The following is a 13596-nucleotide window of genomic DNA, read 5'->3' as shown; positions in this document are numbered from 1 at the left end:
CGCCTCCTGTTAGATAGTTATGAATTATGACGGAAGCAGCGGAGCAACGCGGCTTTCGATGGCTGCCACGGCTTCAGCCGGGGTCTTGCGGCCGAGAACGGCGAGCTGCACTTCCTCAAGGAACAGCGCCTGAGCGCGTGCGGCCTCGGGGAAGGGCGGGAATGCGCCGCGAGCCTGAGCCAGAACCTCTGCCTCGACAGCTGCAAGCGGGTTCTTCGCGGTGAGCTCTGCTTCGCCGAAGGTGGAGACGCGAGCCGGGCCGTTGCCGTTCAGAGCCATGACAAGGGTGTTCTTCTTGGAGGACACTTCCTTGATGAAGCTCCAGGCCAGTTCCTTGTCCTTGGCGTTTGCCGGGATGACCATTGCCCAAGCCTCGACGACGGACGCCATCGGGACGGTGCTGTCCTTCGAGCCCGGGAAGCCGATCGCCTTGATCTTGCCCGGGTACTTGGACTGCTCGGCGTTGTTGAGCTGAGCGGCGCGGGCGAAAGGCAGCACGGTGAAGGCTGCGCGGCCCTGCTGCATCCAGGTCACCTGGTCGTCGTTCTTGGTGGTTGCGTAGCTCTTCGGCAGAGAACCGTCCTTGAACATATCGGCCAGGGTGGTCAGGCCCTTCTCCATGGCTTCCTTGTTCGGCAGAAGCTCGAAGTCCTTGTTGATGAAGTCGCCGCCGTAAGCGCGGGCGAACATCACCGGGAACACAGCGAGGTCGGAGGCCAGGATCATGCCCGTTGCCTTGCCGCTCTCGGTGACCTTCCTGGCCTGCTCGACCAGCTCTTCGATGGTGGTGGGCGGAGCAGAGATGCCAACTTCCTCAAGCCGCGCCTCATTGTAGAAGAGCGCCTGCGTCGCGGTGCGGACCGGGATACCGATCAGGTTGCCGTCGACGGTCATGCCCTGGACGAGGCCCGGAGCGATGTCGTCGAACTCTTCGATACCGTCCTTCTCAAGCCAGGGGCCGAGCGGCTCGAACAGCTTGGCGATCTCGCTGGTCGGACGGTTGTCGACCATGTAGCCAACCGAGAAGTCGGTGCTGGACAGCGAAGCTTCGCGGAAGAGGCGATCCATCAGCGGGTTGGAGTCGAACGTCGTCCAGTTCAGCTCGGCATCATTGGCCGCCTTCCAATCCTTCATCGCGTCGGCATCGCCTTCGCCAAGCGACGTCTGGTGGACGCGGTGGCTCAGGATGTTGAGCGTCTTGGAGGCCGCGAAGGACGGGCCAGCGAGGCTGAGTGCGCCCACGGCTGCCGTTCCGGCCAGGAACCCGCGGCGGGTCAGTTTCAATTGAGATGTCATGTCATTTTCCTCCGGTACTGGTTTCTGGTTGCTATTGACTTACCCCTTGGTGGCGCCTGCGGTCAGGCCAGCCACCAGATAGCGGTTCATGAAGACGACGAAGAGAAGGACCGGCAGCAGCTGCACCGTGGAGGCCGCAAAGAGCACGCCCCAGTCCACACCATCGATGGAGCCGATCATTTCCGATACGACCAGCGGCGCGGTCTTGGCGTTGGTCGAGGTGAAGATGAAGGCGAACAGGAACTCGTTCCACGCAAAGACGATCACAAAGACCGCAACCGCGATGATGCCCGGCGTCGCCAGCGGCACGATTACCTTGCGCAGGATCGTCATGCGCGATGCGCCGTCAATCGCTGCTGCCTCGTCCAGTTCGCGCGGGATCTGGTCGATGAAGGTGCGCATCAGCACCGTGCCGAGCGACACGAAGAAGGTCGCATAGAGCACGATCAGCACGAAATGCGTGTCGTTGATGCCGAGCCAGTTGACGATCGGGAACAGCGGCAGCGTTACGACGATCGGCGGGATGAGGCGCACGCCAATGAGATAGACGATCGATGCGTTCAGCAGCCGGCTGTTGTAGCGCGAGTAGACATAGCCCGCAGTCGTCGAGGCGATGACGGCAAGAGCAGTCGCGCCTGCAGTGATGACGGTCGAGTTCCACAGGCTGGAGAAGAACACCGGCCAGGCCGAGACGAGCTTCTGGTAGTGCTGCACCGTCGGCTCGAAGAACCACTTGGTCGGTACGGCGAAGATGTCGTGGCCAGCCTTGAATGACGAGACGACGATGAAGAAGATCGGGAACAGCGACCAGACGACGATCGCCAGCACCGCAATGGTCTTCAGAAGGTTGAGGAGCCGTTTATTTCGCATTGGCGTTCACCTGACGGCGCAGCAGATAGATGTAACCGGAAGCGAGCAGCAGCGACACGATCACCATGATCCAGGCGGTCGCGGCGGCGGTTCCGAAGGCGTTGTAGCTGAAGGCTTCCTGATAGAGGTAGACGGCGACGACTTCCGTGGAACGGGCAGGGCCGCCCTGGGTCATCAGCCAGACTTCCGAGAACAGACGGAAGGCGAAGATATAGCGGAAGAGCAGCGCCACGAGGATCGCCGGTCCCATGAGCGGGATGGTGATGCGGCGGAAGCTCTGCCATGCCGTGGCGCCGTCGATGCGCGCAGCCTCATAGAGATCGGACGGCAGCGCCAGACGAGCGGCATAGAGAATGATGAAGGTGAATGGCAGGTGCATCCAGATCGTCAGCAGTGCGATCATGATCATCGCGTGCATGGGATCGTAGCCCCACTCGAGGATAGGCAGGCCGAGCGCCTGAAGCGCCTGCGTGACCGGGCCGACATCCATGTCGAAGAGGAAACGCCACATGGCAACCGCGATCACTTCGGAAACAGCATAAGGCGCCAGAACCGCGACCAGCAGCAGACGGCGGAATTTTAGGCCGCTGTTGAACAGGAGTGCTACGCCGAGCGCCACCAGCAGTTCCAGGTGGACGGCGACCACGACGATGATCACCGTGTTGATCAGCGCGCTGTGGAAGGCCGGATCGGTGATCACGCGGATATAGTTGTCCCAGCCGACGAAGGTGGCCGACTGCCCGAAGCTGGAGACATGGAAGCTCAGCCAGATGACATAGATCGAGGGAATGATGATCACGCTCAGCAGAAGCAGCTGAACCGGTGCCAAAAGAGGAATGACACCCCAAAGAGTTCTTGCTTTCATCGTGTCTCCAAGTTCCGCCATCGGGTCTGCTGTCCTTTCAGGCAGATGTTGAGGATCGCACCGAGCGGCGCACCTGCAGACTTCCGGGCAGGACGATATGGCGCGTCGGCACATCGCCGCCGGCCATGCGATCGCTCAGGCAGTTCCAGATGGCCTGACCCATTTCCTCGACGGGCTGACGCACGGCGGAGAGGGGAACCTTCCTCGCCGTCATCCAGGTGTAATCGTCGAAGCCGATGAGCGAGACGTCTTCCGGAATGTCGATGTTGAGGGCGGCAAAGGCCTGCAATGCCGCCAGTGTCGTGACGTTGGTGAGGCAGATGACGCCCTCGGGACGCGCCTCACGCGAGAGCCAGTCGCAGAAGATCTCCGCACCGGCGTTGATGTTCGATGTGAGCTCCACGATCCGGGGACGTACGCCATAGTGCGTCTCCACAACCGAGGAGATGCCTGCGATACGATCTGCGATCGGGCGGATCGCCGTGTTCGATGCGGCAATGAGAATATCGCGGTGCGACGGGATCAGAAGTTCGGCAGCCGCCTGGCCCGCCGCGACATTGTCCATCGTCACGGTGTCGATCGGCAGATTGTCCTCGCCGATACGGTCGGCCAGCACCATCGGCAGGCGACCGATTTCGCTGCGGATCGGCTGCGGAATGGCATTGCTGCAGGGAACCGCGATGAGGCCCGAGGGACGCCAGCCGAGCAGCGCGTTCAACCGTGAAATCTCAAGCTGCGGATTGTCGCGCGAGCTCGCGACGAGCACTTCGTAGCCGTCATCATGGGCGAGACGCTCGACCCGCTCCACCAGCGAGGTGAAGAAGGTATCGTCAAGGTTCGGCACCAGCATGCCGACAACCTGCACGCGGCCGGAACGGAGCTGCGAGGCATTGCGGTCAAGCCGATAGGAGAGCGCTGCGGCTGCCTCCTCGACCTTCTTCGCAAGATCAGGATTGACGGCTTTCTTACCGCTAAAGACGTTGGAAACGGTGGCGATGGATACACCAGCCCGCGCAGCAACATCCTTGATGGTTGCCCGTTTCACCACGTTACGTCGTTTCCTGATCGTTTTTGTATTCGTTGAGTTAAACGTTTAACTCAGAGTCGGCGACTTTGCAATGCACCTGTGCAAAAAGCGCATGATTCAGAATCCCGAGGTGTGGAAAATCAGTGAAAGAGCGCTGAGGACAAGAGAAAGACGCCGGGATATCGGTCCGGAGCCGAGAATACCGAGCTTAGAAACCTGCCTCCTCATGGTTGCGCATGAGGAGTTCCGACAGGTCGAAATCAGGCGGCGCGGGCGACGTGCTCAACGACGCAGTTGCGTCCGGATTGCTTGGCCCTGAGAAGGGCGGCGTCGGCCGCGTTGATGAAATACTCGTAGTCCGGATGGCCTTCATACGTGGCGACACCGGCCGAAATGGTAACCTTCAGGTCCGTCTCATCGGGCAGGGTGATGCGCCGAATCTCAAAATGCCTGCGCAGGCGCTCGGCAACCTGGAATGCTTCCGGTGCATCGGTCTCGACCAGAACGATCAGGAATTCTTCGCCGCCATAGCGGAAGACAAAGTCGCTGGCGCGGGCGAGGTCCATCAGGCCTTCGGCCACCTGCCGCAGGACCGCATCGCCGGCGGTGTGTCCGTAACGGTCGTTGACCGCCTTGAAGTGATCGACATCGAGCATGAGGAGCGACAGCGGCAAGCCATTCTTCTTGGCAAGCGTGATTTCGCGGCCGAGCACCGAGGGCAGGAACTTTCGGTTCAGCACGCGCGTCAGCGGATCGCGGCCGCTTTCGAGTTCTGTCGCGGACTGGAAGAGGTCCGAAAGGAGGTACTTGATCTCATCGATCGCGCCTTGAAGATGACCGATGTACTTGACGGTCTCGGCAGAACCCGTCCGCTTGGCGTGCTCGATCGCCGGCAGGATCTCCTCGTCAACCCGCTCCATGATTGCCTGTATGCTCTGCAGGATGTTGGACCTGCGGAACATCAGCACGGCGCGGTGGCGCAACCACAGGCCGAAGGGAGATTGGGCAAGCGGCTCCAGCGCTGCGACATCCCGACCGGTGGCCAGGTCAAAGAGCACCGACTGGCACCATTCCATCAAGGCGGCGCGCTGGCTCTCGCGCTCAGTGGTGATGTCCTGCCCAAGGGCAAACAGCCGGAACGCCTCGTCTTCATGGGCGCGGTTCCTGGTGTCGGAGACGTAGGAAGCGCTCATCAGTCTCATGGAATAGTCGATGACCTCATCGAGCACGGTGAGTGCGGCCATCTTGTCGCTGGCATCCACATCGGGAAGGCTGGACAGGATTTTGGCGATCTCGACCTTGAGCAGGCTGCCGCCTTCCAGCATGAGGTGGACCGGCAGGCCAATGCGAGCATGAACCGCACCGATCTGCAGCTGAGCCTGCTGAAAGGCGTCGGTCTCGACTTCATCGAGGTTGAGCAGGTTCAGCAGCCAGTTGCGTAGCGAAAGGCTCAGACGACCATGTACAACCGAATGGTTGAGGAACATGGAGCCTTCCTGGTGCTTCAGGAACGTGCCGTAGAACACCGACACGAGCTTGTCGACATTTGCGGTAATCACCGAGGTCAGGATACGCGTCGCGGTTGTCCGGTCCTCAGCTGTCGTCATTCTCCAAAATCGAAGCTTCGTATCCAGAACAGTCATGCCGCACCTCTAAAGTCGCCCCTCAAGTATGGTGGGGGTGGCGCGTTGTCAAACCGTACAAAGCCGCTCCCAATGTCGCAGCTCCCCGGTTAGTGAATGCGGCAATCCTTGCCGTTGATGCACCGGCGGATGGTCAACAACTGCATTGTCTCTTTTCCTCGTTGGTCAGGCCGTGTGAGCGGATGGCATCACGGCGTAGCGTTCCACAGATGTCTACAATAGACAAACTTGCGGTGTGATAAAAGGGAGGCAAATAGTTTGTATCAAGTAATTTTGCATTAATAATATGATGCCAGCCTCTACCCTACATTTAGTTATTTAAGTTTTAAAGAATACTATTATAAACACATAACAATTACTCACTATTACACAAAGAGATAAGAAATGGATTAAGGCTGCGGCTTCCAAGGTCACCGCAGCAACATGATACTTAATCAATTTAATAGCGAGGTACTCTATGGTTGAAACCCTTTTCGACAAGACGAACAGCGCCTCCCGAACGGCACCGGAAAGTTCCGTAGTGCTCGATCCACCACGCGTTTTCGTGGTTTTGCCGTATGCACAAAGTGAAGTGGCCGGCTTCATGCGTAAGGGCCGCGACCTCATCATTCAACTGCGCAACGGCCGGAACCTCCGCATGGCAAACTACTATGAGACAACGGAACACCCCCGCAGTGAGATGGTGTTTCAGGAATCGGACGGGACGCTATGGGTGGCTCGTCCGAACAAGGATCTGACCGACTTTGAGTTTACCCAGATCGAGTCCGTGGACCACCTGCTCGGTACAACTGGCCAGCGCTTCAGTTGGAATTCTTTCCTGGGCTTCAACACTGGCACAGGCGGCGCTGCCAAGGCCGACCATGCCGGGGGCAAGAACGCGGAAAGCGCCGCCGCCGCCCCCAACCCTCTCAAGAGCTCAAACGAGGAAAGTGGTCATCTGGAAACAGGCGCCACCCCGGCTGCCGAGAAGAATAAGGGCGAGTCCGGCATGGGAGCAGATGCTGGCGCTGATCCTCGCCCGCAGGCCGCCGCTCTTTCTGAACCGCCATCCGACGCTCTCGGGCACGCAAGTTCCGAAATTGATGCAGTCGATGATCTCGTCGGCGCTGAAGTTTCCATTGTCCCTGTCACCACAGTCCGCAAGGACCACGATGCGAAGACTTTTCTGTTCAACCTGAAGGGCTTCAAAAGAACTTATGAATTCGAGGTTCCCGAGGAGAGCAGGACTCACGCCCTCTTCACCATCTCTTCCGACAGCGTGTTGGGCTTGGGCAACACCATGCAAGGCCTTTACCGATACGTCGAGGCGCGTGTTGGCGGCAGATGGATCCCTCTCGAGGACACTTCCTTCGGCGGGGTAACCGAATTCGGCCAACGCTCAAAGGGTATCCTAATGTCGGTCCGAGGGCTCGATGCTGGCATGTACAGGCTTGTCTACGGCACGAAATTAACCCTCAGCGTCATGAGCAAGATCCAGCTTGATGTCCGGTTCAAGGACACGAGCCTTGTTCATCTCGCGGCTAAAGCCGGGCCGGCATTCAGCGGCCATCTGCTTGATGGAAGCGGCAGCGAAGAGGGTATCGCCGACAAATACCCGGACGATGGCAAGACTGTTCTCAATATCGACAGTGGCAAGGGTACGTTCGATCCGGTCACCGATGGGATGACCGTAGCGGGAAAATACGGCACGCTGACCGTCAACCGCGACGGTACTTACAGCTATCAGGTCAATGCAGACGTGAGTGCGATCGGCAAGGTGGACGTCTTCTCCTACAAGCTCGTTCATCCGACCGAGGGCGAAGATGAGGCGAAGCTGTTCGTGCAGATCGGCAGCCAGCAGGCCGAACTCACATGGGATGAAAGCGATCTTTCCGCCGACGGCTGGACGATGGTCGTGACGGACAATACCGGACATGTCGAGATCGCCCCTGCGCGAAAGGCGTCTGCCGGAACGAAGTCGCGTGAGAGTCGCGATATAGAGGTTCCGGTGGCCGCCACCGAAGCTTCGGGCAACGTCATGTCCGACGATGTCAGGGGATCTCCCTTTACGGTGCTCAAGGTCAGCCAGGACGGGACAAACTACAAGGTGCCGGGCTTCGTAGGAACTGAACTGACTGGCGCTCATGGTGTGCTGACGATCCATGCCAACGGTGACTATGTCTACCGTCCGCACCCGGATCCTGCAGGTATCGGCCAGTCCGACACGTTCACCTACCGCTTGGTGCATCCGAATGGCTCTGCGGCGGAAGCGAAGCTGACGATCGACATCGGCGCTGCGGCTCCTGCCGACCACACGCTCGAAGGTGGCGCGGCGGTTGACAGTGTCCCGCTTGGCATTGTGGGCGATGAGGGAGCGAAGATTGAAGACGCGCCCCACGTGAAGCCTGAGGGTAGGGGGGCAGATGCTGATCAGCCGATTGCTTCTGCCGACACTCCTAAGCCCATGCTGGAAGGCCTGCTGTCGGGCGGATCAGATGCTTCGGACAAAATCTCCCTGCCAAAGGGTCCGGGATCGGTCGAAAATCCCGTCATACCTACTGCTGCGGAAAATGCGCCTGCGACAGTCGCTCCTCAAGAGGTCACGGATCCTTTCGCCCATCTCACCAACACTCCGGAGGAGGAACACCAGTTAGCGGTTGCGGTTTGATGTGCCGCCGCCAAAGTCGGCGTACGTGAGGGAAGGGCGTTCGGCGGCCTCAACCGGCAACAGAGTTTCGTCGCCGGGAGAAGCGCCGCCGTTCGTCTGCCTATTTTTTTAATACGTACCTTAGCGTAACCCATATCATTTGGGCTGCGCCGTATGTCAAAATCATATAGATGTACTTTATAACGCCTGAAAAGCTGGTGAGTTGTTCGAAGACAGCAATAATGATCCCGATCGACAAGCCGACAAATCTGATGTCCATCTTGTCACTTTTCAGCGAAAAAAGATATCTAGGCAAGTATTTTGCAAATTTTCTCATTCCGTCTGCGGCACTAATACCGCCCAAAGCCGCCGAATTGTTGATTTGCAACAGCGTTGTTAGCATTGTGGAGTGCGTTATCAATCGCCTTGTTGGCACCGGCAACGAAGCCTTTTTCAATGGTATTTCCTGCACGACCGCCGACATAGCCGCCCGCGTAGCCACCTGCTACACCGCCGGCAAAATTGCCTCTCTCGCCACCAACTACGGCACCAACAGTGCCGCCGAAGTAACCACCAAAAGCATTACCTATCGCGGACCCGATCGCTGCGCCCCATCCAGTGTTCTGAGGTCGATTTCCACTGGAACCACCTGAACCACCGCCTACAACAAGGCCCATATCTTCCAGACGCAAATTCTGCATGTTTAAAATCTCCATAAAAATATACAAAATGTGATTACCAAAACGAAAAAACAAGGAAAATAGAATGAAGAAAAAATTTAAATAAAACAATTAATATAAATACTACTCCTATTCTAAAATAAATTATCTGATATTTATTGATCGACTCGCTTGTGAAATGGTATTTTCTCGATGAGCGATAATTACTCGACTAATTTTTAGCTGCGAGATGGCTTGGTTGATGCACTGCTCGTTTGCTTCGTCCAGTGCGCTTGTCGCCTCATCGAGGAACAAGATGGAAGGGCGCCTGTAAAGGGCGCGTGCCAGGAACAGTCTTTGCTTCTGTCCCCCGGACAGCGTGCTTCCCATGTCTCCCACGAGGGAATCAAACCGCATCGGCATCGCCAGGATCTCGTCACGGATTGCAGCCATTCTGGCGCACTCTTCGACCCACGCCTCATCCGGATCCGGATCGAAGCCAGCAATGTTTTCGCTAATGGTGCCTGCAAAAAGCTGGTCCTCCTGTAATACGGTCGCGATTGAACGGCGATAGTTCGTAAGCCCCAGATGCCTGATATCGCGCCCGCCGAGAAGAATTTCGCCTTCGGTTGGTGCGATCAGGCCCGCCATCACCTTGAGCAACGTGGTCTTTCCGCATCCGGATGGCCCCTTAATCGCAAGGCATTCGCCAGGAGCTACATCCAGGCTAACCCCTTCCAGCACCTTGGGAAGCCGATTACCGTAGCTTAGATGCACATTTCGAACGCTCAATGCGGGAGAATGCGCGAGCTGCTGTCTGACGAAGGGAGATTCCAGAGCGGCCAGTCCTTCTTCAGGCGACGTCAAGGCGATGTCAGCTATACGCTCGGAATGCAGGCCAAGCATTTTCAGATTGATTACGACTTCAATCAGCGCTTGGCCGCGGCTGACAAACTGCTCCTTGTAGGCGAGAAACGCTATCAGCATCCCCACCGTCATCGAACCGCCAATGACGAGGTGCCCCCCAATCACAAGCGTGGCGATTCCATCGGCCGCAGCCAGAAATGTCCCCGCTGTACCAAACAGGAGGTTCAACTTCTGGATCCTGAGGTTGGCATTCATGGAGTTCACGAACAGATTGAGCCAGGCGTTCCTCCGCCTTTCACGAAGGTCGAGCGTCTTGATCGTGGCCATCCCGCGAATGGTCTCGATGAAATGGGTGTCCTCCTTGGCCTCTTGATTGATTGCGCTTTCATTCGCCGCACGATACGGGCCGTAGGCGATCATACGCATAAACAAATGTATCGTGAGTGCGCCGCAGGCTACCAGCGCCATCCATCCCCCATAGAGGATCATCATGACCAGCGTGCCGATGATCATGATGCCATCCATGAGGATGGAAATCACATCAGTTGTCAGTGCGCTCTGGATGTTTCCCAGCGAGCCAAATCGCGACACAACATCACCGACATGCCGCTTCTCAAAATATGCGAGCGGCAGGTTCAGCATGTGATCGAACAACGCTGCCGTCCATTGCACGCTGAGACTTGTTCCCATCACCAATGCGGCCCAGGAACGAGCAAGGCCAAAGACGACTTGCAACACCACCAGGCAAGCCATCCCGATTGCAACAAGAGTTAGAAGTTCGTGGTCGGAGGCTACCACCACTTCATCAAAGATGATCTGCGAGCCAATTGGCGAAAGCAGCGCGATCGCCTCGAGACACAGGGATAACAGGAAAATCTGCAGCAGTGCACGGTTCAATCCGCCTGTTCGCCGGAACAGATCTGCGGGGCGAATACTCTTTCGCTCGGTCTTTCTCTCGAAGCCGACTGACGGCCACAGTTCGAGGGCTACACCCGTGAAGCTTTCAGAAACCTCCTGCCAGGAGGCCCAGCGGCGTCCTTCTGCCGGGTCACAGATGTAGACGCCCTTGGAGCCTATCCTTTCCAGAACCACATAGTGAGTGAGCTTCCAGTGCAGGATGCATGGCGTTCTCAGCTTGGCCAGCTCGTCCAGTTCCGCGCGAACCGCTCTTGTTGAGAGCGAGAGGCCGCTGGCAAAATGCGAGAGGTCCAGAAGTGACAATCCGGTCATTGCAACAGCGAACCTCCGTCTCAATGTCCCGAGATCGATGTTGTGGCCGTGGTAACCTGCCACCATGGCCAGACATGCCAGCCCGCATTCAGCGACTTCTGTCTGTTTAACAACAGGCACGCGTCTGCGTGAGAAGAGAGAGAGATTCAACTGCGCGCTCACCGAAATGTCCTGCCCAGGATCACGTTGCGCGGCCGCGCAAACTGTAGAAGGGTTCCAACACCCATTGGTAAAGTGCCCTCGTGTCTAGAAAGATATCCGCTTCAACCCTCATCCCTGCCCGCAGAGTTTCGACCTTCCCATAGGCGTTAATTGTGGGATGGTTTGGCACAACTGTAATCCGGTAAAGCGCGGCACCCGGTTTCGGCTGAGCTGCCAGAGCGTCAAGTTCGGCCTCTTCCTGGCGCAAGGTTACACGCGAGACGTTGGTCACCACACCGGGGTATTGGCCGAATTTCTGGTATGGGTAGCCTGCGTAGCGCAGCATCACGGATTGACCTTCACGGACAAACCCGATGGAACGGCTTTCAGCAAGAAGGTGAACCTCCATATTCTTGCCCTCTGGCAAGATGGACAGAAGTGGCGAACCTGCTGCCACGATTTGACCCACATGCGAGAAAACAGCAGCAACCGTACCGCCCACCGGAGCTGTGACAACAATTGATCGCCGGGCCTCGCTCTGGGCCAGCTGTTCTTTCATGGTGGCTATACGTTGGCGGAGCTCGCCCGATGCGAGATCAGCAGAAGCATCGAAGCCGGCGAGCTTCGTGCTGATCTCAGCCAGTCGGCCCTCCAGCTGAGTCCGCTGCCGCTGGAGACTTGTGGCCTCCTGGCGAACCTGCATGAAGCTTTCCTGCGCCGTCTCGAACGTACGCTCAACGGCTATGCCCTGACTGATCAGTTTGCGATATTTGTCGGATCGCGATTTCAGAACGGAGAGGTATTCCTCTGTCTGCTCCAGCTGCGGTTTGATGTGGAGGAGCTCCTGCGCAACCGCACGGTGCTGATCTTCCAACCCCTGTTTCTCCACCTGATTCAGATGGCGACGACGCACGATCGCCTTCTCAAGCTCGGCGATCTGCTGCAGAAGCTGATCCTTCACGACAAGCTCGGTTTCCCCCGAAGCTGACGTCGTGTCCGTTCCAATCGTGGCGAGCCTATCCCCGATCTTGATAGGCACATTCTCGTCCATGCTGCTGAGGATGCGCCCCGTTCTTGGTGCAAATATATGGATGGCTCCTCCGCTAGGAACTACAGCTCCATGCACACGCACGCGTCTTGTATATGTGCCGAAAACCATAATGCTCGTGATCACAGCGACCATGAGTACGGCCATACCCGTCGCCATGACCACCGATACTGGTTGCGACAGTTGCGGCTTACCCAGCCATGAGATCCGCAATGCGGTCACGACCTCCGATCGGAACAGCTGTGAACAATTTGGCTTCAAACGCATCAATATTAATCGATCAATGTCGAAATAGAATTAATGGATATAAATATAATAATAGTAGAAAAATGAATATACAGATGTTGGGCGCGAGTTATCTAGACTGCGACCTGAAACAGGTCAAATGATATATCTTGGATAGCCTCAAATTAGTTCAGGAAGTGGTTCATGAAACTTAGTTGTATGTAAGTTTACGGCTATGATGAGCCGGCGGGGCGCATCACCGCTTCATACGCTGCTTACCCAGGTGACGTGCCGTTCTACCGAGCGGCGCAGGGATTCTTCGCCATCTTCTGGGATCACGCGGTCCCAGAAAGCGCCGTAAATAGCATCGAAGCGATAAGGGGAGAGCTTGTCCGCTATGTCACGGACTGCGTTAGCGCTCAGCGGAATGAGGTTCGGATAGCTCCGCATGAATCCCAGGTGCCTGCGGTCCGGGACAACCTGCAATGTATCGCCGGTCAGCAACGCTCCCTTGCCGTCCGCCCCGGAGCGATGGTGAAGGACAGCACTGCCTTCAAAATGCCCGCCGACGCGAAGCAGCGTGAGGCCGTCTCCCATGTCGAGGACATCACCCTCCCAGAATTTGAGGTTCGGGTCAGCCCGCGGCGCCCATTGGCGATCGTTCGCATGGATGTAGACCGGAATGCCACCGAAGGCGCGGCTCCATTCCACCATGGTCGTGTAGTAATGTGGGTGTGAAATGGCGATTGCCCTGAGGCCGCCGATCCCATCGATGAGCTCCACCAGCTCGTCGCTGATCAGGCTGATGCAATCCCACAGGACGTTTCCGGCCGGCGTGCGGACCAGAAGGGCGCGCTGTCCAATCGCAAAATTGGGCGACATGCCGACCCCGAGCAGGCCATGGTCGTTGCGGAAGGTCGCCATGTGGCTGCGCTGGAGTTTTGGCAATGTCGTCCAGTTCTGCCCGGAGACGGGGATATATTGCCGTTCTTCCGAACAGATGATGCAATGGTCAGGATGCCGGGCGGATGGCTCGTACTGGATGCCGCAGGCGGTACAGATGAAGGCCTGTTCTTCAACGCCGGTGCTGCTGACCATC

Annotated in this window: 10 protein-coding genes; 1 reads left to right on the top strand and 9 read right to left on the bottom strand. The window is 57.5% G+C overall.

Going from position 1 to position 13596, the window contains the following annotated elements:
• Positions 1 to 24: 24 nt before the first annotated feature.
• From IEX27_RS09505 to IEX27_RS09485, 5 genes are all read right to left on the bottom strand, one after another.
• Positions 25 to 1296, bottom strand: coding sequence for an ABC transporter substrate-binding protein (locus IEX27_RS09505; protein WP_188720818.1), 1272 nt, complete (start codon positions 1294 to 1296; stop codon positions 25 to 27).
• A gap of 39 nt (positions 1297 to 1335) precedes the next feature.
• The gene (locus IEX27_RS09500; RefSeq protein WP_188720817.1) at positions 1336 to 2166 is read right to left on the bottom strand and encodes a carbohydrate ABC transporter permease; all 831 of its coding nucleotides are present in this window, start codon (positions 2164 to 2166) and stop codon (positions 1336 to 1338) included.
• Entirely contained in the window at positions 2156 to 3031 is an 876-nt protein-coding gene (locus tag IEX27_RS09495) for a carbohydrate ABC transporter permease (protein WP_188720816.1), read from the bottom strand. The genes IEX27_RS09500 and IEX27_RS09495 overlap by 11 nt, the downstream gene beginning before the upstream one ends.
• A 37-nt stretch (positions 3032 to 3068) precedes the next feature.
• A complete protein-coding gene (locus IEX27_RS09490; protein WP_188720815.1) occupies positions 3069 to 4079 on the bottom strand; it encodes a LacI family DNA-binding transcriptional regulator in 1011 nt (336 codons plus the stop codon).
• A 239-nt stretch (positions 4080 to 4318) separates the two neighbouring features.
• A complete protein-coding gene (locus tag IEX27_RS09485) occupies positions 4319 to 5701 on the bottom strand; it encodes a GGDEF domain-containing protein (RefSeq protein ID WP_373869873.1) in 1383 nt (460 codons plus the stop codon).
• Between the two features lie 457 nt (positions 5702 to 6158).
• Here IEX27_RS09485 and IEX27_RS09480 point away from each other — a divergent pair, with 457 nt between their 5' ends.
• On the top strand, positions 6159 to 8348 hold the full coding sequence (locus IEX27_RS09480) for a BapA/Bap/LapF family prefix-like domain-containing protein (protein WP_188720813.1): 2190 nt from the start codon (positions 6159 to 6161) through the stop codon (positions 8346 to 8348).
• A 329-nt stretch (positions 8349 to 8677) separates the two neighbouring features.
• Here the strand turns inward: IEX27_RS09480 and IEX27_RS09475 are convergent, their stop codons facing one another.
• From IEX27_RS09475 to IEX27_RS09460, 4 genes are all read right to left on the bottom strand, one after another.
• Entirely contained in the window at positions 8678 to 9118 is a 441-nt protein-coding gene (locus tag IEX27_RS09475; RefSeq protein WP_188720812.1) for a hypothetical protein, read from the bottom strand.
• Positions 9119 to 9151: 33 nt separating this feature from the next.
• The gene (locus IEX27_RS09470) at positions 9152 to 11245 is read right to left on the bottom strand and encodes a peptidase domain-containing ABC transporter (RefSeq protein WP_188720811.1); all 2094 of its coding nucleotides are present in this window, start codon (positions 11243 to 11245) and stop codon (positions 9152 to 9154) included.
• A gap of 19 nt (positions 11246 to 11264) precedes the next feature.
• On the bottom strand, positions 11265 to 12494 hold the full coding sequence (locus tag IEX27_RS09465; RefSeq protein ID WP_188720810.1) for an HlyD family secretion protein: 1230 nt from the start codon (positions 12492 to 12494) through the stop codon (positions 11265 to 11267).
• 267 nt (positions 12495 to 12761) lie between these two features.
• Positions 12762 to 13595: an MBL fold metallo-hydrolase gene (locus IEX27_RS09460; RefSeq protein ID WP_188720809.1), complete on the bottom strand. Its 834-nt coding sequence runs from the start codon at positions 13593 to 13595 to the stop codon at positions 12762 to 12764.
• Position 13596 lies beyond the last annotated feature (1 nt).

This window comes from Nitratireductor aestuarii (assembly GCF_014641695.1).
GTDB classification, from domain to species: Bacteria; Pseudomonadota; Alphaproteobacteria; order Rhizobiales; family Rhizobiaceae; genus Chelativorans; species Chelativorans aestuarii.
Note: the sequence above shows the minus strand (reverse complement) of the source record. Positions and strands in the feature narration are given on the sequence as shown.

What these genes read in the sequence shown, in the direction of transcription:
- IEX27_RS09505 (WP_188720818.1), bottom strand. Translation starts at nt 1,296, where the DNA reads ATGACATCTCAATTGAAACTGACCCGCCGCGGGTTCCTGGCCGGAACG.
- IEX27_RS09500 (WP_188720817.1), bottom strand. Translation starts at nt 2,166, where the DNA reads ATGCGAAATAAACGGCTCCTCAACCTTCTGAAGACCATTGCGGTGCTG.
- IEX27_RS09495 (WP_188720816.1), bottom strand. Translation starts at nt 3,031, where the DNA reads ATGAAAGCAAGAACTCTTTGGGGTGTCATTCCTCTTTTGGCACCGGTT.
- IEX27_RS09485 (WP_373869873.1), bottom strand. Translation starts at nt 5,701, where the DNA reads ATGACTGTTCTGGATACGAAGCTTCGATTTTGGAGAATGACGACAGCT.
- IEX27_RS09480 (WP_188720813.1), top strand. Translation starts at nt 6,159, where the DNA reads ATGGTTGAAACCCTTTTCGACAAGACGAACAGCGCCTCCCGAACGGCA.
- IEX27_RS09460 (WP_188720809.1), bottom strand. Translation starts at nt 13,595, where the DNA reads ATGGTCAGCAGCACCGGCGTTGAAGAACAGGCCTTCATCTGTACCGCC.